Origin of the sequence: Pseudomonas sp. TH37 (assembly GCF_016650735.1) — a bacterium.
Taxonomy (GTDB): Bacteria; Pseudomonadota; Gammaproteobacteria; order Pseudomonadales; family Pseudomonadaceae; genus Aquipseudomonas; species Aquipseudomonas farris.
Genome location: NZ_JAEKFD010000002.1, coordinates 651784 through 675237 on the forward strand (window position 1 = coordinate 651784; position 23454 = coordinate 675237).

22 protein-coding genes are annotated in these 23454 nt (G+C 59.0%); 9 read left to right on the forward strand and 13 right to left on the reverse strand.

What is annotated here, in order from left to right; genetic code table 11:
* The first annotated feature begins 193 nt into the window (after positions 1 to 193).
* Positions 194 to 5101, forward strand: a complete 4908-nt coding sequence (locus JFU11_RS08080; RefSeq protein WP_123722975.1) for an NAD-glutamate dehydrogenase — start codon at positions 194 to 196, stop codon at positions 5099 to 5101.
* A gap of 197 nt (positions 5102 to 5298) precedes the next feature.
* Here the strand turns inward: JFU11_RS08080 and JFU11_RS08085 are convergent, their stop codons facing one another.
* The 3 genes from JFU11_RS08085 to JFU11_RS08095 form a co-directional block, all read right to left on the reverse strand.
* Positions 5299 to 5718 carry a cupin domain-containing protein gene (locus JFU11_RS08085; protein WP_123722974.1) on the reverse strand — a complete coding sequence of 140 codons (420 nt, stop codon included), beginning with the start codon at positions 5716 to 5718 and terminating at the stop codon, positions 5299 to 5301.
* A gap of 225 nt (positions 5719 to 5943) precedes the next feature.
* The gene (locus JFU11_RS08090; protein ID WP_008010413.1) at positions 5944 to 6237 is read right to left on the reverse strand and encodes an antibiotic biosynthesis monooxygenase family protein; all 294 of its coding nucleotides are present in this window, start codon (positions 6235 to 6237) and stop codon (positions 5944 to 5946) included.
* Positions 6238 to 6360: 123 nt separating this feature from the next.
* The gene (locus tag JFU11_RS08095) at positions 6361 to 7794 is read right to left on the reverse strand and encodes a PLP-dependent aminotransferase family protein (protein ID WP_201060314.1); all 1434 of its coding nucleotides are present in this window, start codon (positions 7792 to 7794) and stop codon (positions 6361 to 6363) included.
* Between the two features lie 205 nt (positions 7795 to 7999).
* Here JFU11_RS08095 and JFU11_RS08100 point away from each other — a divergent pair, with 205 nt between their 5' ends.
* Positions 8000 to 8440, forward strand: coding sequence for a carboxymuconolactone decarboxylase family protein (locus tag JFU11_RS08100; protein ID WP_123722972.1), 441 nt, complete (start codon positions 8000 to 8002; stop codon positions 8438 to 8440).
* A 270-nt stretch (positions 8441 to 8710) separates the two neighbouring features.
* Positions 8711 to 9691 (forward strand): LysR family transcriptional regulator, encoded by a 981-nt coding sequence (locus JFU11_RS08105; protein ID WP_123722971.1) that lies wholly within the window; start codon positions 8711 to 8713, stop codon positions 9689 to 9691.
* A 126-nt stretch (positions 9692 to 9817) separates the two neighbouring features.
* On the opposite strand, the gene JFU11_RS27970 is transcribed toward JFU11_RS08105, so the two are convergent.
* The 6 genes from JFU11_RS27970 to JFU11_RS08130 all read right to left on the reverse strand — a co-directional run bounded on the left by JFU11_RS27970 (position 9818) and on the right by JFU11_RS08130 (position 14880).
* Positions 9818 to 9964, reverse strand: coding sequence for a hypothetical protein (locus tag JFU11_RS27970; RefSeq protein WP_207188902.1), 147 nt, complete (start codon positions 9962 to 9964; stop codon positions 9818 to 9820).
* A gap of 182 nt (positions 9965 to 10146) precedes the next feature.
* Entirely contained in the window at positions 10147 to 10902 is a 756-nt protein-coding gene (locus tag JFU11_RS08110; protein WP_201060315.1) for a metal-dependent hydrolase, read from the reverse strand.
* Positions 10903 to 10905: 3 nt separating this feature from the next.
* Positions 10906 to 11889, reverse strand: a complete 984-nt coding sequence (locus JFU11_RS08115; protein ID WP_201060316.1) for a fatty acid desaturase family protein — start codon at positions 11887 to 11889, stop codon at positions 10906 to 10908.
* 3 nt (positions 11890 to 11892) lie between these two features.
* Positions 11893 to 12726, reverse strand: a complete 834-nt coding sequence (locus tag JFU11_RS08120) for a fatty acid desaturase (RefSeq protein ID WP_201060317.1) — start codon at positions 12724 to 12726, stop codon at positions 11893 to 11895.
* Positions 12727 to 12811: 85 nt separating this feature from the next.
* Positions 12812 to 14128: an MFS transporter gene (locus JFU11_RS08125; protein ID WP_201060318.1), complete on the reverse strand. Its 1317-nt coding sequence runs from the start codon at positions 14126 to 14128 to the stop codon at positions 12812 to 12814.
* A complete protein-coding gene (locus tag JFU11_RS08130) occupies positions 14086 to 14880 on the reverse strand; it encodes a hypothetical protein (protein ID WP_201060319.1) in 795 nt (264 codons plus the stop codon). The genes JFU11_RS08125 and JFU11_RS08130 overlap by 43 nt, the downstream gene beginning before the upstream one ends.
* Positions 14881 to 15209: 329 nt before the next feature.
* Here JFU11_RS08130 and JFU11_RS08135 point away from each other — a divergent pair, with 329 nt between their 5' ends.
* Positions 15210 to 15725 (forward strand): GNAT family N-acetyltransferase, encoded by a 516-nt coding sequence (locus JFU11_RS08135; RefSeq protein ID WP_201060320.1) that lies wholly within the window; start codon positions 15210 to 15212, stop codon positions 15723 to 15725.
* Between the two features lie 126 nt (positions 15726 to 15851).
* Here the strand turns inward: JFU11_RS08135 and JFU11_RS08140 are convergent, their stop codons facing one another.
* Positions 15852 to 16544, reverse strand: a complete 693-nt coding sequence (locus JFU11_RS08140; protein ID WP_201060321.1) for an aspartate/glutamate racemase family protein — start codon at positions 16542 to 16544, stop codon at positions 15852 to 15854.
* A gap of 93 nt (positions 16545 to 16637) precedes the next feature.
* Here JFU11_RS08140 and JFU11_RS08145 point away from each other — a divergent pair, with 93 nt between their 5' ends.
* Both JFU11_RS08145 and JFU11_RS08150 read left to right on the forward strand, forming a co-directional pair.
* Positions 16638 to 17414 (forward strand): AraC family transcriptional regulator, encoded by a 777-nt coding sequence (locus tag JFU11_RS08145; RefSeq protein WP_201060322.1) that lies wholly within the window; start codon positions 16638 to 16640, stop codon positions 17412 to 17414.
* Positions 17415 to 17484: 70 nt separating this feature from the next.
* Entirely contained in the window at positions 17485 to 17979 is a 495-nt protein-coding gene (locus tag JFU11_RS08150) for a hypothetical protein (RefSeq protein WP_123359653.1), read from the forward strand.
* A 55-nt stretch (positions 17980 to 18034) separates the two neighbouring features.
* Here the strand turns inward: JFU11_RS08150 and JFU11_RS08155 are convergent, their stop codons facing one another.
* Together JFU11_RS08155 and ccoN are read right to left on the reverse strand one after the other, a co-directional pair.
* The gene (locus JFU11_RS08155) at positions 18035 to 18256 is read right to left on the reverse strand and encodes a hypothetical protein (protein ID WP_050681889.1); all 222 of its coding nucleotides are present in this window, start codon (positions 18254 to 18256) and stop codon (positions 18035 to 18037) included.
* Positions 18257 to 18271: 15 nt separating this feature from the next.
* The gene (gene ccoN / locus JFU11_RS08160; protein ID WP_123722964.1) at positions 18272 to 19699 is read right to left on the reverse strand and encodes a cytochrome-c oxidase, cbb3-type subunit I; all 1428 of its coding nucleotides are present in this window, start codon (positions 19697 to 19699) and stop codon (positions 18272 to 18274) included.
* Between the two features lie 478 nt (positions 19700 to 20177).
* Here ccoN and JFU11_RS08165 point away from each other — a divergent pair, with 478 nt between their 5' ends.
* Both JFU11_RS08165 and JFU11_RS08170 read left to right on the forward strand, forming a co-directional pair.
* Positions 20178 to 21146, forward strand: coding sequence for a hypothetical protein (locus tag JFU11_RS08165; protein ID WP_123722962.1), 969 nt, complete (start codon positions 20178 to 20180; stop codon positions 21144 to 21146).
* A gap of 274 nt (positions 21147 to 21420) precedes the next feature.
* Positions 21421 to 22092, forward strand: a complete 672-nt coding sequence (locus tag JFU11_RS08170; RefSeq protein WP_123722961.1) for a DUF3313 domain-containing protein — start codon at positions 21421 to 21423, stop codon at positions 22090 to 22092.
* 143 nt (positions 22093 to 22235) lie between these two features.
* On the opposite strand, the gene JFU11_RS08175 is transcribed toward JFU11_RS08170, so the two are convergent.
* On the reverse strand, positions 22236 to 22661 hold the full coding sequence (locus tag JFU11_RS08175; RefSeq protein ID WP_201060324.1) for a YciI family protein: 426 nt from the start codon (positions 22659 to 22661) through the stop codon (positions 22236 to 22238).
* Between the two features lie 257 nt (positions 22662 to 22918).
* On the opposite strand from JFU11_RS08175, the gene tpx reads away from it, so the two are divergent.
* Positions 22919 to 23419, forward strand: a complete 501-nt coding sequence (gene tpx, locus JFU11_RS08180) for a thiol peroxidase (protein ID WP_201060325.1) — start codon at positions 22919 to 22921, stop codon at positions 23417 to 23419.
* The last annotated feature ends 35 nt before the right edge of the window (positions 23420 to 23454 follow it).

Consider the following 23454-nt stretch of genomic DNA (forward strand, 5'->3'; position numbering starts at 1 on the left):
TGTTGCCTCGGCAGTCGTTTTTGCAGATGCCCATTCAATGGAAGGTGAATGTGACCTGAGTGTCTCGTCCAGCTTCACCCACCTGTCATCCTGTTTCCTCTGCCCGAGAATCAGGAACAGGGTGACGGATTGCCCCGAAAGGGGTTTGCACGCGACGCTTCCATCAATAACAAGCCCAAGCGGAGTACCACAGATGGCGTTCTTCACCGCAGCCAGCAAAGCCGACTTCCAGCACCAACTGCAAGCGGCACTGGCGCAGCACATCAGTGAACAGGCACTGCCACAAGTGGCGCTGTTCGCCGAACAATTCTTCGGCATTATTTCCCTGGACGAACTGACCCAGCGTCGGCTGTCCGATCTCGCCGGCTGCACCCTTTCTGCGTGGCGCCTGCTTGAGCGCTTCGATCACGCGCATCCGCAAGTGCGCGTCTACAACCCTGATTACGAACGCCACGGCTGGCAGTCGACCCACACCGCGGTCGAAGTGCTGCACCACGACCTGCCGTTTCTGGTGGACTCGGTGCGCACCGAGCTGAACCGTCGCGGCTACAGCATCCATACCCTGCAAACCACTGTGCTGAGCGTGCGTCGCGGCAGCAAGGGCGAGCTGCTGGAAATCCTGCCGAAAGGCACCCAGGGCGAAGGCATTCTGCAAGAATCGCTGATGTACCTGGAAATCGACCGTTGCGCCAACACGGCCGAACTGAACGTCCTGACCAAAGAGCTGGAGCAGGTTCTCGGTGAAGTCCGCGTCGCGGTCGCCGATTTCGAACCGATGAAAGCCAAGGTCCAGGAGCTGATCGAAGGCATCGACAACAGCCAGTTCATCATCAACGCCGACGAAAAGTCCGAAATCAAGAGCTTCCTGGAATGGCTGGTGGGCAACCACTTCACCTTCCTGGGCTACGAAGAATTTGTGGTGGGCGAAGATCAGAACGGCGGTCACATCGAATATGACCAGAACTCGTTCCTCGGCCTGACCAAACTGCTGCGCGCCGGCCTGACCGTCGATGATCTGCGCATCGAAGACTACGCCGTGAACTACCTGCGTGAACCGACGCCGCTGTCGTTCGCCAAGGCTGCACACCCAAGCCGTGTCCACCGTCCGGCGTACCCTGATTACGTATCGATCCGTCAGATCGATGCCAATGGCAAAGTCGTTAAAGAATGCCGCTTCATGGGCCTGTACACCTCGTCGGTGTATGGCGAAAGCGTGCGGGTCATTCCGTACATCCGTCGCAAGGTCGAGATCATCGAACAGCGTTCGGGCTTCCAGGCCAAGGCTCACTTGGGCAAGGAACTGGCCCAGGTGCTTGAAGTGTTGCCGCGCGACGACTTGTTCCAGACCCCGGTGGACGAACTGTTCACCACCGTGATGTCGATCGTGCAGATCCAGGAACGCAACAAGATCCGCGTGTTCCTGCGCAAAGACCCGTACGGCCGTTTCTGCTACTGCCTGGCCTATGTGCCGCGCGACATCTACTCCACCGAAGTGCGTCAGAAGATCCAGCAAGTGCTGATGGATCGCCTGAAAGCCTCGGACTGCGAGTTCTGGACTTTCTTCTCCGAGTCCGTGCTGGCCCGTGTGCAACTGATTCTGCGCGTCGATCCGAAGAACCGTCTGGATATCGATCCACTGCTGCTGGAAAAAGAAGTGGTGCAGGCCTGCCGCAGCTGGCAGGACGATTACGCCAGCCTGACAGTTGAAAGTTTCGGCGAGGCTAGCGGCACCAACGTGCTGGCCGACTTCCCGAAAGGCTTCCCGGCCGGTTACCGCGAGCGTTTCGCAGCCCACTCGGCTGTGGTCGACATGCAGCACCTGCTGAGCCTGAGCGAAAAAAATCCGCTGGTCATGAGCTTCTATCAGCCGCTGGCTCAGGTCTCCGGTCAGCGCATGTTGCACTGCAAGCTGTATCACGCCGATACGCCGCTGGCGTTGTCCGACGTGTTGCCGATCCTGGAAAACCTCGGCCTGCGCGTGCTGGGTGAGTTCCCGTATCGCCTGCGTCACAACAATGGCCGCGAATTCTGGATTCACGATTTCGCGTTCACCGCCGCCGAAGGCCTGGAACTCGACATCCAGCAACTCAACGACACCTTGCAGGACGCTTTCGTCCACATCGTGCGTGGCGATGCCGAGAACGATGCGTTCAACCGCCTGGTGCTGACTGCCGGCCTGCCATGGCGCGATGTGGCGCTGCTGCGTGCCTACGCCCGTTACATGAAGCAGATCCGTCTTGGCTTCGACCTGGGTTACATCGCCAGCACCCTGAACAACCACACCGACATCGCTCGCGAGTTGACCCGGTTGTTCAAGACCCGTTTCTACCTGGCGCGCAAGCTGACCAGCGACGATCTGGAAGACAAGCAGCAACGCCTGGAACACGCGATTCTGGCAGCACTGGACGATGTTCAGGTGCTGAACGAAGACCGCATCCTGCGTCGTTACCTGGATCTGATCAAAGCGACCCTGCGGACCAACTTCTACCAGACCGATGCCAACGGTCAGAACAAGTCCTACTTCAGCTTCAAGTTCAACCCGCACCAGATTCCAGAGCTGCCGAAGCCGGTACCGAAGTTCGAAATCTTCGTTTACTCGCCTCGCGTTGAAGGCGTGCACCTGCGCTTTGGCAACGTTGCTCGCGGTGGTCTGCGCTGGTCCGACCGTGAAGAAGACTTCCGCACCGAAGTCCTGGGCCTGGTAAAAGCCCAGCAAGTGAAGAACTCGGTCATCGTACCGGTGGGTGCGAAGGGCGGCTTCCTGCCGCGTCGCCTGCCACTGGGCGGCAGCCGTGACGAGATCGCGGCCGAGGGCATCGCCTGCTACCGCATCTTCATCTCGGGCCTGTTGGACATCACCGACAACCTGAAAGACGGCGCGCTGGTACCGCCGGCCAACGTCGTGCGTCATGACGACGATGACCCGTACCTGGTAGTGGCGGCGGACAAAGGCACTGCGACCTTCTCCGACATCGCCAACGGCATCGCCATCGACTACGGCTTCTGGCTCGGCGACGCCTTTGCGTCCGGCGGCTCGGCCGGTTACGACCACAAGAAAATGGGCATTACCGCCAAGGGCGCGTGGGTCGGTGTACAACGCCACTTCCGCGAGCGTGGCATCAATGTTCAGGAAGACAGCATCACTGTGGTAGGCGTCGGCGACATGGCCGGTGACGTATTCGGCAACGGCTTGCTGATGTCCGAAAAGCTGCAACTGGTCGCTGCCTTCAACCACCTGCACATCTTCATCGACCCGAACCCGGAGCCTGCCAACAGCTTCGCCGAGCGTCAGCGTCTGTTCGATCTGCCGCGTTCGGCCTGGTCGGACTACGACACCAGCATCATGTCCGAAGGCGGCGGGATCTTCTCGCGCAGCGCAAAAAGCATCGCGATTTCCCCGCAGATGAAAGAGCGCTTCGACATTCAGGCTGACAAGCTGACCCCGACCGAACTGCTGAATGCCTTGCTCAAGGCACCGGTAGACCTGTTGTGGAACGGCGGTATCGGTACCTACGTGAAAGCCAGCACCGAAAGCCACGCCGATGTCGGCGACAAGGCCAACGATGCACTGCGCGTGAACGGCAACGAGCTGCGCTGCAAAGTCGTGGGCGAGGGCGGTAACCTCGGTATGACTCAGCTGGGTCGTGTCGAATTCGGCCTCAATGGCGGCGGTTCCAACACCGACTTCATCGACAACGCCGGTGGTGTGGACTGCTCCGACCACGAAGTGAACATCAAGATCCTGCTGAACGAAGTGGTACACGCCGGTGACATGACCGACAAGCAACGTAACCAGTTGCTGGCGAGCATGACCGACGAAGTCGGCAACCTGGTACTTGGCAACAACTACAAGCAGACCCAGGCATTGTCCCTGGCGGCGCGTCGTGCCTTGCCGCGGATCGCGGAATACAAGCGTCTGATGAACGATCTGGAAGGCCGCGGCAAGCTGGATCGCGCCATCGAGTTCCTGCCGGCTGAAGAGGCGATCAACGAGCGCGTCGCGGCGGGCCATGGCCTGACCCGTGCCGAGCTGTCGGTTCTGATCTCCTACAGCAAGATCGACCTCAAGGAAGCGTTGCTCAACTCCTTGGTGCCGGACGACGACTACCTGACCCGCGACATGGAAACCGCTTTCCCGCCGACGCTGGTGAGCAAGTTCTCCGCTGCCATGCGCCGTCACCGCCTGAAGCGCGAAATCGTCAGCACCCAGATCGCCAACGATCTGGTAAACCACATGGGTATCACCTTCGTTCAACGACTCAAAGAGTCGACCGGCATGAGCCCGGCGAACGTGGCCGGTGCTTATGTGATCGTGCGCGACATCTTCCATCTCCCGCATTGGTTCCGTCAGATCGAAGCCCTGGATTATCAGGTATCGGCCGACGTACAACTTGAGCTGATGGACGAGTTGATGCGTCTGGGCCGCCGCGCTACACGCTGGTTCCTGCGCAGCCGTCGCAACGAGCAGAACGCTGCCCGTGACGTGGCACACTTCGGTCCGCACCTGGCGGCGTTGGGCCTCAAGCTCGACGAACTGCTGGAAGGCCCGACCCGCGAAGGCTGGCAGACCCGCTACCAGGCTTACGTCGCTGCTGGCGTGCCTGAGTTGCTGGCGCGCATGGTTGCAGGCACCACTCACCTGTACACCTTGCTGCCGATCATCGAAGCTTCGGACGTGACCGGCCAGAACGCAGCGGACGTGGCCAAGGCCTACTTCGCCGTGGGCAGCGCGCTGGACATCACCTGGTACCTGCAACAGATCAGCGCTCTGCCGGTTGAAAACAACTGGCAGGCCCTGGCCCGTGAAGCGTTCCGTGATGACGTCGACTGGCAACAACGTGCGATCACCATCTCCGTCCTGCAACAGGGCGACGGCACCCAGGACGTGGAAACACGCCTGGCGCTGTGGATGGAAGAGCACGAAGGCATGATCGAACGCTGGCGCGCCATGCTGGTGGAAATCCGTGCTGCTAGCGGCACTGACTACGCCATGTACGCGGTGGCCAACCGCGAACTGCTGGACCTGGCGTTGAGCGGTCAAGCGGTGGTGCCTACCACTGCCAATATGACTGCCAGCGCCGAGCTGGAGCCGGCTGCCTGATAGGCGTTGAATGAAAAAGCCCCGTCTCGAAAGAGATGGGGCTTTTTTTTGTCTGGAGGTTTTGTGGTGGCTGGTCGGGCCTCTTCGCGGGCAAGCCCGCTCCCACAGGTATTGTGGGTGACTCAGGATTTGGGTACGACACGGACATTGTGGGAGCGGGCTTGCCCGCGATGAGGCCATCAGCATCACCTCCGCGATCAGTTCTCCAAAGGAATCAACACTTTCTCATCCGGTGCCAGCACCATGAACACCAACAACTTGGCGGGTTGGGTGGCACTGGCGTTCTTCGAGACCAGATGTTCCGACCCGGCCGGTTCGTACCAGAACTCACCGGCCTTGTAGGTGATCGCTTTTTCACCTTTGACTTGCGAAATGATCTCCCCCGAAAGCACATAGGCCATGGCTGTGCCTTGGTGTTTATGGGCGATGGACGATTGGCCCGGCTGGTAATCGACTTCGATCATCAAGGCTTTTTTGCCGGGTGCGTTTTTCAGCATCTGGTCCTGCAGGACGGTGACTTTTTCTGAAGGGGGGGCGGTGTCGTGGGCAAATGCCGGGGCTGAAACGCTCAGCGTCAGGGCGGCGAAAGGGGCAGCAAAAAAACGAAGCGCATTCATCGTTGATTACCTGAGGTGGTGAGTCGTCAGCGACCACAGTAAGCCGCGCTATCGGGCAATCAAACGGCCAATTTTCGGGAAGGTGAGGGGACCAATCAAGCAGGTCAAAATCAAAAGATCGCAGCCTTCGGCAGCTCCTACACTGAATCGCGTACACCCTTGAAACATCGGGCGGACGCAAATTCTGTAGGAGCTGCCGAAGGCTGCGATCTTTTGATCTTGTTTTTAAACGATCGGAAAGCTGTTGAAGTCGACGGCATTGGCCAGGCGGCTGTCGATCAGGCCGATAAAGCCTTGCACTTCGGGGCAGTTGAAATGCGATTGCATGGCCGCTTCCGATTGCCAGCGAGCGCTGACTGTCCAGCGGGTGTCGTCCTCGGGGCAGCGGTCGACCATATAGGAGTCACAGCCCGGAAGTTCGCGCAGGGTGTCGACAATCTTTTGCAGTTGCTTACCCAGTTCGTCCGAGCGGCCGGCGGCGGCCTGCACCTTTACGGTGTTGATCACTTCGTTGGACATTGCTCACACTCCTGAATCAGGCCGGACGAATCCTGCTCATTGAGGGATAACGCCCAATCAGGATAGGCCTGCACCCCCAGACCGCCAATAGCCAATCGCCAGATAAAGCCGCAGACCAATCCCTCAGCCGAGCTGCTGCAAAATGTCCCTTAACCGGTCCAGGGCGATGTCGATGTCCAGGGTTTCGATCGCGCCGAACCCCAGGAAAAGCCCGGTCCGCGGCGCTTGCTGGTAAAAAAAGCTGTCCAGTGCATAGAGCCCCACTTCGACTTTTTTTGCCAATTCGATCACCAATGGAATATCCACCGGCACCTTACACAGCACCGCCATGTGGAACCCGGCCGTGGTCGGCACGGCCTCAAACCACGGCGAAAGGTCACCCGCCATGCGTGCCAGGATCCGTTCACGGCGCCCGGCGTAAATCGTATGGCAGCGCCGGATGTGCTTGAGCAGACAGCCCTCGGCGATGAACTTGGCGAGCGCCCATTGGGGCAGGGTAGATGTGTGCAAATCGGTGAGCTGCTTGGCGCGGATCACCGCTTCGAGAATCGCTGGTGGCAAAATCGCGTAACCCAGCCGCAACTCCGGCAACAAGGTCTTCGAGAAAGTGCCGACGTAGGCGACGATACCGCGCTCATCCAGGCTTTGCAGCGAGTCGGTGGGCCGGCCTTCGTAGCGGAATTCGCTGTCGTAATCGTCTTCAATAATGATCGCCCCCAGCTCATAGGCTCTTGCGAGCAGGGCTTCCCGGCGGGGCTGGCTCATGGGCATGCCCAAAGGGAACTGGTGGGACGGGGTGACGTAAATCAGCCGGGTGCCATCCGGAATGTGCTCGACCTGAATGCCTTGCGCATCCACCGGCACGCCAACCACCGTCGCGCCATGGCTCCCGAACAACAGGCGCGCCGGCGGGTAGCCGGGGTCTTCCATGGCGACGAGGCTGCCCGGTTGGGTCAGGACCCGGGAAATCAGGTCCAGCGCCTGTTGCGCGCCATTGCACACCACCACGTCTTCGTCCTGACAATTGACCCCGCGCGAAAACGCAATGTGCCGTGCGATGGCATTGCGCAGCGCCGGCAGGCCTTCGGGCAGGCTATAGAAACCTTTGGAACCGGCAATCTGGCGCAAGGCATGGGAGGTGCAGCGGCGCCAATCGTCCTGCGGAAACTGGCCCTTGCTGGTGGCGCCACCGATGAACTCGTAACGCAACGAGCCTTCCAGCGTCGGGTGGCGCAAGAATGTCGGCAGGCTGCGCCAGCGTTCGATGACATCAAAGCTCGCCAGCTCCGAGTGGCTCTGCTTGCGAACGGTTTTCGCCGGCCGGGCATTGACGTAAGTGCCTTTGCCGATCACGCCGGTGAGGAAGTTCTCGTAGGTCAGTTGCGCATACGTGTCGGAAATGGTCTTGCGCGAGATCCCCAGTTGTTCGGCCAGCAAGCGGCTGGGCGGCAGCTGCGTCCCGGCTGTCAGGCGACCGGACTCGATGGCGTCGCGCAGTTGCCGGTACAACTGGCCTGCCAGGTCCTTGCGGCCGTTGATGACAACATGAAGTTCCATACCGGCGGGGCTCCTGGGGCGGTTGAGGCGACTGTGCGTCGCGCCAGATTACCCGCATGAACGGCTGCGCAGAAGTTGCGTGGGCGAAAAACCTGCGATTGGCCTGCTGCCGGGCGGTCCATGGTTTTTTCGACGAATTGGGTCTGTAACACGGGTGCATCGGCGGCTAGTGTGGAGGCACTGATTCGATCCATGAGGTCGCCCCATGAACGCCCGTCTTGATTACTACAGCGCATCGCCCAAAGCGATGAAAGCCATGATCGCCCTGGAGGCCTTGACCCGCGATCTGAGCATCGAACCGGCCTTGTTGCACCTGATCAAAATCCGCGCCTCGCAGCTCAATGGCTGCGCCTTCTGCACCGACATGCACTCGGTGGACGCGCGCCGCTTCGGCGAGAGCGATCGCCGGCTGTATGCGATTGTGGTCTGGCGCGACAGCAACTTCTTCAACCCTCGGGAGCGGGCGGCCCTGGCCTGGACCGAAGCGGTGACCCTGCTCTCGGAAAGCCATGTGCCGGATGACATTTACGCTCAGGCTCGGGAGCAGTTCAGCGAAGGCGAACTGGTCGATCTGACGATGGCCGTCAGCACCATCAACAGCTGGAATCGCCTGGCGGTGAGCTTTCGGCAAACGCCCAGCGGTTGATTCAAGCGCAAACCCTGTAGGAGCTGCCGAAGGCTGCGATCTTTTGATCTTGCCCTTGCCTGTACCCTCGATCAATCAACAAAGCCAAAATCAAAAGATCGCAGCCTTCGGCAGCTCCTACGCACCGCCTTCGCGGGCAAGTCGGATCGCCGCACCGCTCGCTCGTGCAGGCATTAGGCAGTTGATTCAATTTTTGCCCGGTTGTCACATCAGGTTCATGAACGGTCAGCAGGATAAAACGCTCAAGGACAGATCGACAGGGAGTCATCAATGTCATTCATGGAATCCACCGGGCGTCAGGGTGTGGCCGAGTACCGCGGGCCCGTAAAACAACGTGAATCCTTGCACACGCTGGCGGCCAGAATCGATCCGGTGCTGGTGCAGTCTTTCCGGGTCAGTGCCCGTTGCGGCTGTTTCACGCAAGCGGCCCGCAGCCTCAACATCAAGTCGACCCAGTTGCGTAAACAATTGGCGCAACTTGAGGCGCAATTGCAGTGTTCGCTGTTCAGCCATTCGGGCAATGGCTTTGCCCTCAGTCGTGACGGCTTGCAGTTTCAGGCGCAGTTGATTGCCTTGGCCCATGAACGCAAGTTGCCAGTGATCGAACAGCCCTTGATTCGTCTGGCCGTGGCCGAATCAATCCTGCACCACATCCTCGGCCGTGATCTGGTCTCGCTGCTGCGGCGCAACGCTAGTGTGCGCCTGGACATCATCTCCCTGGACAGCGAACTGTCCCTGCGAGCGATCAGTGCCGATGTGGTGGTGTGGCTGGCAGGTACCGATTCGCCGTTGCCGGGCCCCAGTTTCGCCATCAGCGAGCCCCAGCGTCTGGCACGGCTGGACTATCTGCCGCACATCGCCAAACGGTATTCACGGGTCACGGCGCGGCCGGACAGCCTGGGTGACCTGGCCGATTTCATGCTGGTGCAATGGCAGCACGACCGTCAGGTCACCGCTTTCGGCCCATGGAACAGTCTGGTGGAGCAGCGTCTGGCGGGAGTGGTGCAACTGCATTCCTATGAGCTGATGCTGGAGATGATCCGTTGCAGCGCCTGCATCGGTTTGTTGCCGCACTACATGAGCCAATTCGACCGGGGGCTGGTGGCATTGCCCGGGCTCTTCAAGCAACCGATGCAGCGTCAGGTGTGGATGGCGGTCAATGCCGACTCCCGGAACGAGTCCGAGGTGCAGGGGATCGTCGAACTGATCCACAACACCTTCAACGAGCGGCGAGAGTGGTTTGAAGGGTAACCACTGTTCAAATGTGGGAGCGGGCTTGCTCGCGAAGGGGCCATCACATTCGACACCAATGTCGACGGTACAGGTCGCCCTCACGAGCACGCCCGTCCCTACGCTCTGCGTGGAACATGGGAACGATCAATTTCTTTGGCTATCCCCTTGGAGATCGGCCGGTGTGGCGGTGAAGGCAGGCGCCGCATGACTGTGCACTGTCTGAGCACCGACACCACAACTTGCGAAAAGCGCCATCAGGCTGAATGCTGCGGCGCGAAGCAAACCTTTCATAGAATTTTCCTCATTTTCCGAAGGTGACATTCAGTCCGGCCAATAACGTCGCTTCTCAAGTCAAAGTCCAGGTGGCTGCGCACGACTCCGGTGCTGGATAGTCGATGGGTATGCTTTTCACTCTAGCAGGTGGTTGTCACGTCAACCGTCTAGCCACGCCGCTCTTTTATCGAGCTGACCCCTTAGCTTTTTTTCAGTGGAAGAAAGTAGGCGGCCCATCTGATTGCCATCAACGCCAGATTGGCGCCATCGCGCAACAGCAAGCCGCCCGCGGCACGCCGTACTTCCTTAGAGCTGACGCGGCCGCGGGCGATGTCGAGGCGGGAAAAACTGTGCATGTGGCGAATGACATCGAACGCCATGAGCCCCGATGCTGCCAGGAAATAGAAAATCCGCTGCCAATAGGGTATGCCCAGCGACCGCACCAGGTCCGTGGTGACGTGCTGGTGCGCCACCTCTTCAGCGCAATGCCATCGCCACAGGCGGGTCTGTGGTGACTCCTTGATCGAGAGCAAGCCGTTCTTACGCAAGGCGGCAGCGGACATAACGGCCGTCACGTACTCGAACGCGGCAGCCAATGCCAATTGCGCATTGAGTGACAATTTCGACTGAAGAGCCTCGAGATCTTTTTCGATCATGTGCTCGAACTTCTTGACTTCAAACCCTTGGTTTTCCAGTTGCTGGTTGTACCGCCGGTGCGCTCGTTGGTGGGCACGTTCCTCGGCCACGAAGTTGCGCGAATGCTCGGCAAGGGCAGACGTTTGTTGCAATCGCAACGCAGATGACTCCACCACCGAAATCACGAATTGCTCACCCGCAGGAAGCAGTACCGAACAGGCATCGAACAGATAGGTCTTGATCGATGTGTCGTTCCAGAATGGATTGAAGATAGTGGCCTCGCTGCTATTGTCGGACAGAGGCTGCTTTAGGTAATCCATGAGTCAATGCCTTGCAAATAGAGTGGGAGTACCGGTGGCAGCGATCTCGCGGATCAACCCTGAGAAATAGCCATAGGTGATTTGCGCCTGCCGGGCATGCGCCTCGTCTTTCGCGAGCACCTCATGCACCTGCCTAAGGCGAAAGCACGGCACGGCAGGATACAGGTGGTGTTCGGCATGAAAGCCGACGCCGTGGGGGGCGATCAACAAGCGTTCCCACCAGGTTGCAATCACCGTTCGGGATGCTCCAGGGCCGGGGTTGGGCATGGCGAAGTGTTCTGCCACATCGCGCCAATACAGCAGGGCCATCAACACGGTAAACAGAGGCAGGAGCCAGTACACCAAGACCGCCAACCAGAGGTGGAGCCAGGTGAAAACTCCCGCGAGCAAAACGGCAAAAATCCATTGCCGATACCGCGTGGAAAGTGGGCATTGCGACGCCATTTTTGACGTCACCAAGGCCGTTTTCAACTCGTGGAAGCCGTAAAGCCCTGCGCAGTGTTTCAGCAACAGGATGGCAATGTTGAACGCGGATTTTGGAAACGTGAATCGGTCCTGTCCCTCGCATGAAACCCAGTTGGGATCGTGGTCGGTTGCGGTATGCCGATGGTGGGCGGTGTGGTCGCGACGAAACCCGAAAATGGTGATGGTGAATGGGATTGCCGTCAGGAAATCGCCAAGCGTGTCGTTGAGTACAGGGCGAGTCCGGCTGAACTGCCGGTGTGAAAACTCATGCATCAGGATGAGCAATGCATGCTGTCTTGTGCCGATGAACACAACGGCCAACACCGAGGCCCAAATCGTGCCGGCGTACATGGCCAGGCCTGCCGCACACAGGATAAGCACCCACTCGAAAACCGTGGCGGCGAGTAACCGCAATGGGGCGGGTTTGCCCCACGCCAACAGCTGGGCGCGCTCCACAGTGCGGATGGGGTGTTGGGTCTCGGCAGTCTTTGTGTGTCGTGGTTCGATAGTTGCATTTGTCATGGCTTACTTCCAGAGTCGGGGACCGAGTCGCATCCAGGTCGCAAAGAAGGTGAGCAGGTCCGTCACGCCGCCGGGCATGCTTTTGGCCAGAGCCATCGATTGAGCGTGCGCATGGAACCAGCGGGTCGCCGGCGCGTGGTGATGAATGCGGTGCAGCGAGCGATGCAGAATGAGCCAGGACAGAGGCCTTGGCAGGTATAAATCCGTCGTGATGTCAGCGGGCGCGCGGCGCGAGCCTTGAGCCGAGATCGGTACTCCATAGTGCTCGGCCTGGGTCAACCAGAAATCCAGCCAGGCAAAAATGCAATACGGAAGCAAGTAGGCGCATACGATTTGTCGAGGCACCTCATGGATGCCCAAAGCCAGCGCTGCAACGAAAATGGCGAGAAAGGCATTGTTCCAGCGCCAGCGCCAGAGCGAATGAGGAGGTGTGTAGCGCCGGGAAAAAAAATTGATGGAAACGGCAACCCACAGTTGCTCAACGGCGCCAAACAGGCTGATCAGGCGTGTTCGCCATGTCTGTTGGTACAGCAACCCTTCGGGATCATCGGCCTGGCACGTTTTGCGATGGTGTTCGAGGTGAAAGCAGCGGTAGCCCACGAAGTTGACGCCGAAAATGGCAGCCGTGAACACACCCATTGCATCGTTCAGACGCGTGCCAACGAGGAACTGGCGATGCACACATTGATGTTTGGCCTCCTGAACTCCGATCATCAGGATCGCCTGAAGCACTATCAGCGGAGCAACGGCCAGCCATCCGAACGCCTCGTGCGCAGCCAGCCAGACAATCGCCACCGTATTCAAGACGCACAGGGCCATGAACAGATAGCTGGGCATGTTGGAGCGCAATGAATGAAAGGCCGCCAAGCCGGTATCTACATGACGGGCAGACCTCGTGGCACTGTTCAAAGGCTCTATTCGCTTAAACATCCGACAGCCTCCCAAGGCCCGAGCCAACGTAAAAAAACACCACCGTCGTCAATAGCAGCACACCGGATGCTACGAACACGGCTTCGATGGATACGAATTGCAAAACCCAGCCTGAAATCGCTGCCGAGATCGGCGCAAGTCCGGCAAACACCAGCATGAACAGGCTCATGCCGCGACCGAGCAATGCAGGCGGTAATGCTCGCTGCAGCCAGGTGTACGCCATGACCTGTACAAAGCCGCCGAAGATACCAATGGCGAACAGCAGTGCCACGCCTTGCCAGAGGGCGTATACCCATCCCAGCGGCATCAGCAGCAAGGCGATGGCGGCATCCACTGCGAGCAGGGTGGTGCCTGCATTGATAATCCGCAGTTTCGGGTGGGCAGTGAACATCAGCATGCCGACCAAGGTCCCCGCGCCTTGGGCACCGAATAGCCAGCCCAGGGCTTGCGCCTCGGGCGTGAAACGCATGTGAACCAGTAGCGGCACGGCGATCTGCACCGGTCCGGTCATGAGCAGCGTCATGGCCGCCAAGTAGAGCAGATACGTGCGCAGCTGCCGATTCTGAAAGAAATAGCGCAGGCCTTCTGTCGTGGTGGTGGAACCGGAACCAGGGGTGGTCGCTCTGCGGATACGTAGAGTGCTCAGCCCGAACGCGGACACGGCAAAGGTCAGCGCATCGAGTGCAAACGCGATGGCATAGCCGTCCAGCGCGCCGTTTGAGTCTGAGCGCGCACCAGAGGGCAAAAACGCGCTGGCGATGAGCGCACCGGCGGCGACCGGGCCCAAGGCCATGGTGACCTGTCTGAGCGCAAGAAAGACGCCGTTGGCCTGCTCCAGATCGCGCGGGTTCACAATGCCAGGCACCAGGGCACTGCCGGCCGGTAAAGTGAGCGCGCTGAACAGCCCCAATAATGCGGCGCATCCATAGATCACGGGCAACGTGGCATGGCCTTGAAAAACCGCCCAGGACAAGCCACATAGCGCCATTGCACTCGAACAGCAGCCGAACATCCACACCGAGCGGGCGCCAAAACGGTCGACCAGCGAGCCGCCAGCCAACAGGAACAAGGCGCGCGGCAATGCAAGCGAGGCAAAAGCCCAGCCGAGCGCCATCGGGTCTGGCGTTATCGCCATGACCAGCAGAGGAAAGGCGACGAGGGTGAACTGGTCTCCCATCATGGACGCCGCAGCGCAGGTCAGCAGCCGCCAAAAACGTCTGTCGCGCGCGAGGGGACGTGCTGCGCTTTCTGCTGTCAGGGAAGCGTTCACAAGCACACGAAGAACAGTTTTTTCATACGCTGCAGCCAAGGCAGCGGAACTCTCTTCCATATAAAGGAAAGGCCGGAGAGTGGCACTTTACCTACGATCAGCACGCCGACATCTAGCGAAGGCTCATGCGGGAAATAGTTGTCGTTGATGGCGACGATCTTGCGAAAACCTTTTTTGAAGTAATACCGCAGTTGCGGATCCAGCGGCAGGCCCTTGCGTTCACCTCGCACATACTGCGCTACCGGAATATCAGGATTCTTCGAGATCCAACTACGAAGGCCCGGGACCGGTGAGCCAAGATAGACGTCTGACCATCCTGCCTTCAGCGCATGGGGCCAAAAGAACTCGAAAATCGCTTGCGCCGCTTTCGGATCAACACTGCTGAGGCTGATGCCAAACAACACACCGGTTTTTGCGGACTCCTCGCCGTCCTGTTTTCTTGCACAGTCTGCCCATGTCGGGCACTTGCGTATGGTGTCGTGCCGGGTCGGTTTCATGAACAACGACGCCCGCGCAGTCCCCGTGCGAGTGCAAAAAGCGCCGATACTCAATGCAGGGAAAGAGGCGATCCGTGACGCCAGCATGGAGGCCTCGGCGCGCTGATCGCTTTCCCACTTCCTTTGCTCAAGTTCAAGCACCGAGGGGATGTCAGCTGGCGTTAGAAATCGAACGTTGATCTCAACATCGTTAGTGGGGCAGTAAGCCCCCACTTCATTTCTGCCAGCGTAACGATCAGGGACCTTTGCAATCCCGTTTTTCAAGGCAGCTTCCATCTCGGCAACAGGCAACATTACGTATTCGGCTCACAGATTGAAGGGGCGGGAAATCAATCTGCGTTACTGTATTGCGCTTGTGTGAACGTCTGATGATGGGGCCGCAATGACTGACCCCGCTCATTTGTGGCGAGGGGGCTTGCCCCCGTTGGGCTGCGCAGCAGCCCCAAAATCATTCAACCCGGTTGTATCTGATAAATCGCATTTGCCGGGTTTACGACTGCTACGCAGCCGAACGGGGGCAAGCCCCCTCGCCACAGGTGTATACACCTTCAATTGTTATCGCCACGCAGAGGGCGTGCGGTTTAGAGTGATCGGCCACACACCGATCAAGGACGAACACCGCCATGCCTGACCACGACCCCGCCATTCACCTCGAACGCTTCAACGAATCCCACATCGAGGGCATCACCGCGCTCTACAACGACCCGGCCGTGGCCCGACAGGTGCTGCAAATGCCGTTTCAATCCACCGAGGTCTGGCGCCAACGCCTGATGGCGGACAACGAGCGGGCGGTGAAACTGGTGGCGCTGCACCAGGGATCGGTCATCGGCAATATTGGCCTTGAGCAGTTTTCGCGGATCCGCCGCAGCCACGCCGGCAGCCTCGGCATGGGCGTCGCCGTGGCTTGGCAGGGCAAGGGCGTCGGCTCGAAACTGCTGGCAGCAGCGCTGGACGTCGCCGACAACTGGATGAACCTGCAACGGGTCGAACTCTCGGTGTACGCCGACAACGAAGCGGCCATCGGTCTGTACCAGAAATTCGGTTTCGAGACCGAAGGCCTGTTTCGCGATTACGCCGTGCGTGACGGCCGGCTGGTCGATACCCTGAGCATGGCGCGCCTGCGTCGCGCCAGTAAGTGAAGAAATGGGAGCGACGAAAGTCCTGTAGGAGCGAGGCTTGCCCGCGAAGAACGATGACGCGTAATACCTGAAAAACCGCAGTGCATTCTTCGCGGGCAAGCCTCGCTCCTACAGGTTCTGCGCGAGTCAGTCACCCAACGCGAACGCCACCGCCGCCTGCGCATGCAGTTCGGTGGTGTCGAGCAAGGGCAGGGCGCTGTGCTCGGGTTTGATCAGCAGGCCGATTTCGGTACAGCCGAGGATGATCGCTTGGGCGCCACGCTCGGTCAGCGATTCGATCACCCGTTGATAGGCCTGGCGTGAGGCTTCGCTGATCACCCCGACGCACAACTCGTCATAGATGATCCGGTGCACGGCCTGGCGCTCCTCGGCCTCCGGCACTAGCACCGTCAGGCCTTTGGCCGTCAGACGCTCCTTGAGAAAGTCCTGCTCCATGGTGAACGCAGTCCCCAGCAAACCCACCCGCATCGCACCGGCGTCCAGTGCCGCTTGACCGGCCGGATCGGCAATGTGCAAGAACGGAATATCGATCGCTGCCTGAATCTTCCCGGCCACCTTGTGCATGGTGTTGGTACACAGCACCACGCACTCGGCGCCACCCGCCTGCAGACGCTGGGCCGCATCCACCAGAATCGCCGCTGCATCGTCCCAGCGCCCGGCATGCTGGGCCTGTTCGACAGGGCCGAAGTCGACGCTGTACATCAACAGTTTCGCCGAGCGCAACGGCCCGAGGCGATCGCGTACCTGCTGGTTGATGAGACGGTAATACTCGGCGCTGGACTCCCAGCTCATGCCGCCGATAAGGCCGATGGTGCGCATGTCGTGCTCCTGTCAATGACAGACCCTTGCGAGAGCGGTCTTTATTCGAGAGTATCCCGTGGGTCTTCATGGCGATCTATCAGGAAATTTCACATGCCCAGTGTGCTGAGCCAGGGCCTTCCGGGGGGCAAAATCTGTCTGCAACTCTTGCCTCGTGCGGCGTACAGCGCGCGCGATCCGGTACAGTCGCAAACTCTCGGGGTGACGCTGGAACGTCAGCAAGGCGTGCATGCAATCGATTCTGACCGACGGACAGATTTTGATACCTTTGCGGGTGTATTGGCTTACACGCCGATCGGCGTAGAGGTGTTTTCCGAATCAGCCTCTGGTGGTGAGTATCTGCTGATGCGGCTGGACGAGCAGTTTGCCAGTGAACAGTTACCCTCCGTCGCCCATCGCCTGCAGTCTTGCGGCAATCGACGGGCGCTGGCCCTGGCGCAAGAAGTACGGCGTCAGTTGCTTGCCACGCAACCCGATTTGCTGGCGCTTGAGCAATGTGCCGTGGCCCTGGTTGGCGTAGCGAATTCGAAAGCCGATACCACGCAGCGAGCCGCGCCCCGGGCCTTCGCCCGCGTCATGGAGCAGATCGCCGAGCAGTTCCAGCAACCTCTGACGCTGGAACAACTGGCCGCCACCTATGGGCAAAACGAGCTGCGCTTTCTGCGCGATTTCACCCAGGCTGTCGGCCTGACACCTCACGCTTACCTCATTGAAGTGCGTCTTCAGGCGGCACGAAGGATGATCGAGCGTACTGATCTGTCTTTGGCCTGTATCGCTCTGGATGCCGGTTTCGCCCATCAGTCGCATATGGGCAGTGCCTTTCGCAAACACCTGGGCATGACCCCTCGCCAATACCGTTCACGCTTTTAGTCGTACGCCTGTGGCGCGCATCTGCCATGCTCAAAGTCCGCAGCAACGCTTCAACCAAAGGAACACCGCAATGGACGATGTACAGCAACTGGGCGAGATGCTTCGCCACTATGCAGATAGCGAAGCGCACAAGAAGCAACTGTTTGAGTCGCAATCGGCCGTGTGGGCGACGCGCATTGGTGAGTTGTTCGATCAGATCCAGCAGTGGCTTGCACCGGTCCTGACGCCGAATCTGCTGGAAGTGAGCCGTGAGGCGTATGTCGCGTCCGGGCCGAGCGTGCCGCTCGAGACGTCGACATTCAAGACCGAGAAACTGTCCATTGTGATCGCCGGTAAACCGGTGGAGTTTGTGCCGGACGTGATGGGCGCGGGTGGGCAGATTTCCCTCGCAGTGATGGGCTTGACCGCCGCGCGTTATGGCAGCATTTCGCTGGTGTGCCTGCCGCCCTCCAGCAGTTGGCAGTGGCGCAAGACCAATGGCTTGAAAGACCCGGACACCTTTGCCTTCGATGCGAATTTCCTGGCGCAGCAGCTGCAGAGCCTGATTCCCCGCGAGCGCGGCTGAATTCTCTGAGCATGATCGTTCCCACGCAGAGCGTGGGAACGATCATGGTGCTGCATTAAATTTCGAGGTTGCCCCAACCCGGCTTCACTTCTTCCGGTGCTACAGCGTTCACCTTCTTGCCCGTCGCCAACTCCACCCGCCGCGCCACTTCGGGGTCATCTGCAAACGGAATCAGGCTGGCATCGTCCAGGCTCTCGGCCGTCTGGTGTTTCAGGCAGTACTCGACCGCTAACCAAAGCCCCAAAACACCCAATAGATTCAACCCCATCTCGATCATGTCCGGCTCCTTGCCTCAGGCAATCTGCGCTTCAAGTTCGGCCATTTTCACGTCCGCCACACGCACCGTGCGCCAGGTGTTGTAGGCCATCAGCAACATGCCGCTGAGGAAGAACACCCCACCGACAAAGCGCACCACAAACCCCGGATGACTGGCCTGCAAGGCTTCAACGAAGGAGTAGGTCAGCGTGCCGTCATCGTTGATCGCACGCCACATCAAGCCTTGGGTGATGCCGTTGACCCACATCGAGGCGATGTACAGCACGGTGCCGATAGTCGCCAGCCAGAAGTGCGCGTTGATCAGGCCGATGCTATGCATCTGCGGGCGGCCGAAGACTTTCGGGACCATGTGGTAGATGGCGCCGAAGGTGATCATCGCCACCCAGCCCAGAGCCCCGGCGTGAACGTGGCCGATGGTCCAGTCGGTGTAGTGGGAGAGGGCGTTGACCGTTTTTATCGCCATCATCGGCCCTTCAAACGTCGACATACCGTAGAAGGCCAGTGACAGCACCAGAAAGCGCAGGATCGGGTCGGTGCGCAACTTATGCCAGGCGCCCGACAACGTCATCATCCCGTTGATCATCCCGCCCCAGCTCGGCGCCAGCAGAATCAGCGACATCGCCATGCCCAGCGACTGAGCCCAGTCCGGCAGCGCGGTGTAGTGCAAATGGTGCGGGCCGGCCCAGATGTACAGGGTGATCAGCGCCCAGAAATGCACGATCGACAAACGATAGGAATACACCGGCCGCCCGACTTGTTTCGGCACGAAGTAATACATCATCCCGAGGAAACCGGTGGTGAGGAAAAAGCCTACGGCGTTGTGCCCATACCACCACTGGACCATGGCGTCGGTGGCCCCGGAATACACCGGATACGACTTGAACCAGTCCACCGGAATCGACAGGTGATTGACCACGTGCAACATGGCGATCACCACGATGAACGCACCGAAAAACCAGTTGCCGACGTAGATGTGTTTGGTCTTGCGTTGCACCACGGTGGTGAAGAACACGATCGCGTAAGCGACCCAGACCACCGTCATCCACACCGCGCCGGAGAATTCGATCTCGGCGTATTCCTTGGTGGTGGTGTAGCCCAGCGGCAGGGTGATCAGCATGACCACGATCACCGATTGCCAGCCCCAGAAGGTGAAGGCGGCGAGCTTGTCGGAGTACAGCCGAACCTGGCAGGTGCGTTGCACCGCGTAGTAACTGGCGGCGAATTGCGCGCTGCCGGCAAAGCCGAAAATCACCAGGCTGGTGTGCAGCGGACGCAGGCGGCCGAAGGTGGTCCACGGCAGGTCGAGGTTCATCTCGGGCCATACCAGTTGCGAGGCGATCCATACCCCCATCGCCATCCCGACGACACCCCAGACGATGGTTGCCACGACGAATTGGCGAACGACCTTGTAGTTATAGGCCTGTCCGATTGTTGCTGTGCTCATGGTCAGTTCTTCCACGGTTGCAAAGTCTTGCCAGGCCACTCGGTCTGGCATGCCTTGAACTGTAGAAACCCCGCCGCAAACAAAACAGACTCAGAAAAACCGAGTTTATGCGGATCAGATGCGATGCGGGCCTGAGGCCAAAGGTCGCGCTCTGATACGGTTTTTTAGTGTGTAGCTGAATCTGTAACGTGCTGCGCTGCCGGTGCATAGTCGCCACATCAAGAACGAGCCGCAGAGTTCGATACACCGCAATCCCTGTGGGAGCGGGTATGTGGCGAGGGGGCTTGCCCCCGTTTGAGTGCGTAGCACTCACAAGATCTTTGGTATATCAGAGATTTTGGGGCTGCTTCGCAGCCCAACGGGGACAAGCCCCCTCGCCACAGGGATCTCTCTTGTCTGGGTATTTTTGCTTGGGCCAATGATGGCATTTTGATAGAGTTCGCGTCTCATAAGGAGTCAGCAAAGAAAGGAGTCTGGTTTGAGCGTGGGCAAGAAGATTTTAGGGCTTTTCGCGTTGCTGCTGATGGCGGCGCTGTGGGGCAGTTACTTTTATGTGTTCAAAGAGAACCGTAACGGCCAGCTCGGGGAGACGTTCAGCAGCTACGCCTGGTGCGGCACGCCGCCGGCCAGCGATGCCACCGATTCGGGCAAGGACCGACTGTCGCTGCACATCACCAACAACGTTCACGGCGAGTTCATGCTCTCGGGCGCGGTGATCGTCTCCGAGCGCACCTTTGATCGCTATGACCTGGGCCGCAACGAACTGCGGCTGCGCATGGAACCCATGCAGTGGTCCTACGGCATTGCGCCGATTTTCATGGAACAGGTCAAGATCAAGCCCCTGAGCCGCAACCTGTCTTCAACCAACAAAAGTGCCTACGCGGAACTTGAGTCCAGACCCATCGGGGTCCAGGGGCGGTCGACGGACTTTCCGTTCGACACCTATCGCTACGGCTATAAACCGGTGCTCTACATCCTCAAGGGCAATGAGCGCATTGACCTGAAGTTCAGGCACATCACCACTGGCATGGAAATGTCGAACACCTTTACGCCGATCCAGAAGTACAACCGTGTGGAGTACATCAACGAGAAAAACTCGTTGATTCGCGAGGAAGACTACAAGCCCTACAGCACCAACGAATGCGCGTTCAGCGTCGAGCGCAAGGGCTCGTTCAAGGTGATTGTGCTGCTGTTGTTGCTGGTGATGTGCCTGCCGCTGCTGCATGTGTTTTATCGCGATGAGCCGGGCATCGATTTTCTCGCGACGCTGGTGAGTATTGGTGCGATCCGGGTGTTTCTGGTGGGGCCGTTGAACGACTTCCAGCTGTACAGCATCGACTTCCTGTTCGCCGCGGTGATCATCCTGGTGGGCACGGTGTCGTTGATCAAGGCGATGCGCGCGAACAGTCGACGGGAATTGGCAGCGAAAAGCGGATCTTCGTGGTGATTGACCAGGCTTTTCCAGATGAAGTCTGGTGTTGTTTGAGCTGATGTCTTCGCGGGTAAGCCTCGCTCCTACAGGTCCGGGTTGTATGCATTTCCTGCAAACAAATCAAACCCTGTAGGAGCGAGGCTTGCCCGCGAAGTGGCCTTTGATATCAACGATGTGCTGCAGCAATAGATGAATATTGTGTTTTTTGATAACAAAGCGCCGGGCATTGGCTATACCTGTAATTCCCCTATGCAATATTGTTGCCCGGCCTTCTGACAGGAGTTACAGCATGAAGCTTGCGTTAATGATGAGCACACTGTGCATCGCCTCTATCGGGGTGGTGGGTTGCTCCAGCAAAGTCGTCGAGCCAGACCAGTACTCCGGTTTTCTCAAGGACTACAGTCAGTTGAAGGAAGCCAAGTCGCCATCGGGCGCCGTGGTGATGCGCTGGATGGACCCCAAGCTCGATGTCAAAAAATTCACCAGTGTCTACATCGAGCCGACTCAGCTCTATCCCAAACCGCAACCGACAGTGAAAATCCCTCAGACCACACTGAACGGCATCACCAGCTACTACGATCAGGCACTTAAACGCGAAATAGGTAAATCCCTGCCACTGGCCAACGGCCCCGGCCCTGGCGTTATGGTGGTGCGTGCGGCGATCACCTCTGTCACCAGCAAGACTGAAGGCCTCCAGCCTTATGAAGTGATCCCGATCGCCCTGGTGGCGGCGGCAGTCAGTACAGCCAGCGGCATTCGCGACCAGGAAACCAATCTGGCCACCGAGGCGGTGTTTCTCGATGGCGGCAACAACAAAGTCGTGGCCCAAGTGGTGCGCAAGGGCATTGGCAAACCGCTGGAAAACTCAGATCAGGTGATGAAGCCCAATGACGTGAAAAACGTGATCGATGGCTGGGCGTCGGACCTGCATCAGTCGTATCTGAAACTCAAGTCCAAGTAATGCGGCGGGCCTGAGGCCTCATCGCGAGCAGGCTCGCTCCCACACTGGATCTGCTGTGAGCACACTATTTGCGAACACCAGAGATCAAATGTGGGAACGGGCCTGCTCGCGAAAAGCGGTCCTTCAGGCGTATCAAGTGAGTTTCAGTGCTTCTTCGCCTGCGCCCGCACTCGTTCTTCCTGCTCGCGCAACTGCGGTGTGAACTCGGCACCGAAGTCTTCGGCCTCGTACACCTGTCGAATCTCGATCTCGGCCTCTGTACCCGGCATCGGGTTAGGGCAGCGCTTGACCCACTCGATCGCTTCCTCTTTCGACTTCACCTGCCACAGCCAATAGCCGGCGATCAGCTCCTTGGTTGCGGCGAACGGTCCATCGATCACCGTGCGCTGGTCACCCGAGAAACGCACACGGGCGCCTTTGCTGCTGGGCTGCAGGCCATCGCAATCGATAAGGATGCCGGCCTTGGCCAGTTCCTCGTTGAAATTGCCCATCGCGGTCATCAGTTCTTCGCTGGGCATCACGCCGGCCTCGGAATCCGGGCTGGCTTTAACAATGATCATGAATCGCATGGTCTTGTCTCCGCTGGATTTGAGTGACTCACTGCCTAGTCGAATAGCGACGGGCCAAATCGACAACGCGGCCAATGGAAAACCGCCTCGCTCCCACAAGCTTATGCAGTGTTAGTAAGTTTTGTTGAAACGCCTGTATCCAGTTTTGTGCGACGACATATCACAATTTGTATCTGGGCATAGGTCGTCAGGCGATTTCGTGGTTAACTTCGGCCTCGTCAAAATTCTCTACATCAACGTTCAGAAGGACTCCGTTCATGGCTCAAGTCACTCTTAAAGGCTCTCCGGTTCAAGTCAACGGCCAATTGCCACAAGCCGGTTCCCAGGCGCCAGCCTTTTCCCTGGTTGCCGGCAATCTGTCCGACGTGACCCTGGCGAGCTTCGCCGGCAAGCGCAAAGTGCTGAACATCTTCCCAAGCATCGACACCCCGACCTGCGCTACCTCCGTGCGCAAGTTCAACGCCCAGGCCAATGACATCGCCAACACCGTGGTGCTGTGCATCTCTGCTGACCTGCCGTTCGCCCAAGCCCGCTTCTGCGGCGCCGAAGGTCTGGAAAACGTCCAGAACCTGTCGACCCTGCGCGGTGCCGAGTTCATCGAGAACTACGGCGTGGCGATTGCCGATGGCCCACTCAAAGGCCTGACCGCCCGTGCCGTCGTGGTGCTGGACGAAAACGACAAGGTCCTGCACAGCGAACTGGTCAAGGAAATCGCTGAAGAGCCGAACTACGACGCAGCGCTCGCCGTTCTGAAGTAAGCGAAGTTTACAATTGTTAACGGCCTGGCCCTGTC

What these genes read in the sequence shown, in the direction of transcription:
- JFU11_RS08080 (WP_123722975.1), top strand. Translation starts at nt 194, where the DNA reads ATGGCGTTCTTCACCGCAGCCAGCAAAGCCGACTTCCAGCACCAACTG.
- JFU11_RS08085 (WP_123722974.1), bottom strand. Translation starts at nt 5,718, where the DNA reads ATGAATGCGCTTCGTTTTTTTGCTGCCCCTTTCGCCGCCCTGACGCTG.
- JFU11_RS08090 (WP_008010413.1), bottom strand. Translation starts at nt 6,237, where the DNA reads ATGTCCAACGAAGTGATCAACACCGTAAAGGTGCAGGCCGCCGCCGGC.
- JFU11_RS08095 (WP_201060314.1), bottom strand. Translation starts at nt 7,794, where the DNA reads ATGGAACTTCATGTTGTCATCAACGGCCGCAAGGACCTGGCAGGCCAG.
- JFU11_RS08100 (WP_123722972.1), top strand. Translation starts at nt 8,000, where the DNA reads ATGAACGCCCGTCTTGATTACTACAGCGCATCGCCCAAAGCGATGAAA.
- JFU11_RS08105 (WP_123722971.1), top strand. Translation starts at nt 8,711, where the DNA reads ATGTCATTCATGGAATCCACCGGGCGTCAGGGTGTGGCCGAGTACCGC.
- JFU11_RS27970 (WP_207188902.1), bottom strand. Translation starts at nt 9,964, where the DNA reads ATGAAAGGTTTGCTTCGCGCCGCAGCATTCAGCCTGATGGCGCTTTTC.
- JFU11_RS08110 (WP_201060315.1), bottom strand. Translation starts at nt 10,902, where the DNA reads ATGGATTACCTAAAGCAGCCTCTGTCCGACAATAGCAGCGAGGCCACT.
- JFU11_RS08115 (WP_201060316.1), bottom strand. Translation starts at nt 11,889, where the DNA reads ATGACAAATGCAACTATCGAACCACGACACACAAAGACTGCCGAGACC.
- JFU11_RS08120 (WP_201060317.1), bottom strand. Translation starts at nt 12,726, where the DNA reads ATGCCCAGCTATCTGTTCATGGCCCTGTGCGTCTTGAATACGGTGGCG.
- JFU11_RS08130 (WP_201060319.1), bottom strand. Translation starts at nt 14,880, where the DNA reads ATGTTGCCTGTTGCCGAGATGGAAGCTGCCTTGAAAAACGGGATTGCA.
- JFU11_RS08135 (WP_201060320.1), top strand. Translation starts at nt 15,210, where the DNA reads ATGCCTGACCACGACCCCGCCATTCACCTCGAACGCTTCAACGAATCC.
- JFU11_RS08140 (WP_201060321.1), bottom strand. Translation starts at nt 16,544, where the DNA reads ATGCGCACCATCGGCCTTATCGGCGGCATGAGCTGGGAGTCCAGCGCC.
- JFU11_RS08145 (WP_201060322.1), top strand. Translation starts at nt 16,638, where the DNA reads ATGCCCAGTGTGCTGAGCCAGGGCCTTCCGGGGGGCAAAATCTGTCTG.
- JFU11_RS08150 (WP_123359653.1), top strand. Translation starts at nt 17,485, where the DNA reads ATGGACGATGTACAGCAACTGGGCGAGATGCTTCGCCACTATGCAGAT.
- JFU11_RS08155 (WP_050681889.1), bottom strand. Translation starts at nt 18,256, where the DNA reads ATGATCGAGATGGGGTTGAATCTATTGGGTGTTTTGGGGCTTTGGTTA.
- ccoN (WP_123722964.1), bottom strand. Translation starts at nt 19,699, where the DNA reads ATGAGCACAGCAACAATCGGACAGGCCTATAACTACAAGGTCGTTCGC.
- JFU11_RS08170 (WP_123722961.1), top strand. Translation starts at nt 21,421, where the DNA reads ATGAAGCTTGCGTTAATGATGAGCACACTGTGCATCGCCTCTATCGGG.
- JFU11_RS08175 (WP_201060324.1), bottom strand. Translation starts at nt 22,661, where the DNA reads ATGCGATTCATGATCATTGTTAAAGCCAGCCCGGATTCCGAGGCCGGC.
- tpx (WP_201060325.1), top strand. Translation starts at nt 22,919, where the DNA reads ATGGCTCAAGTCACTCTTAAAGGCTCTCCGGTTCAAGTCAACGGCCAA.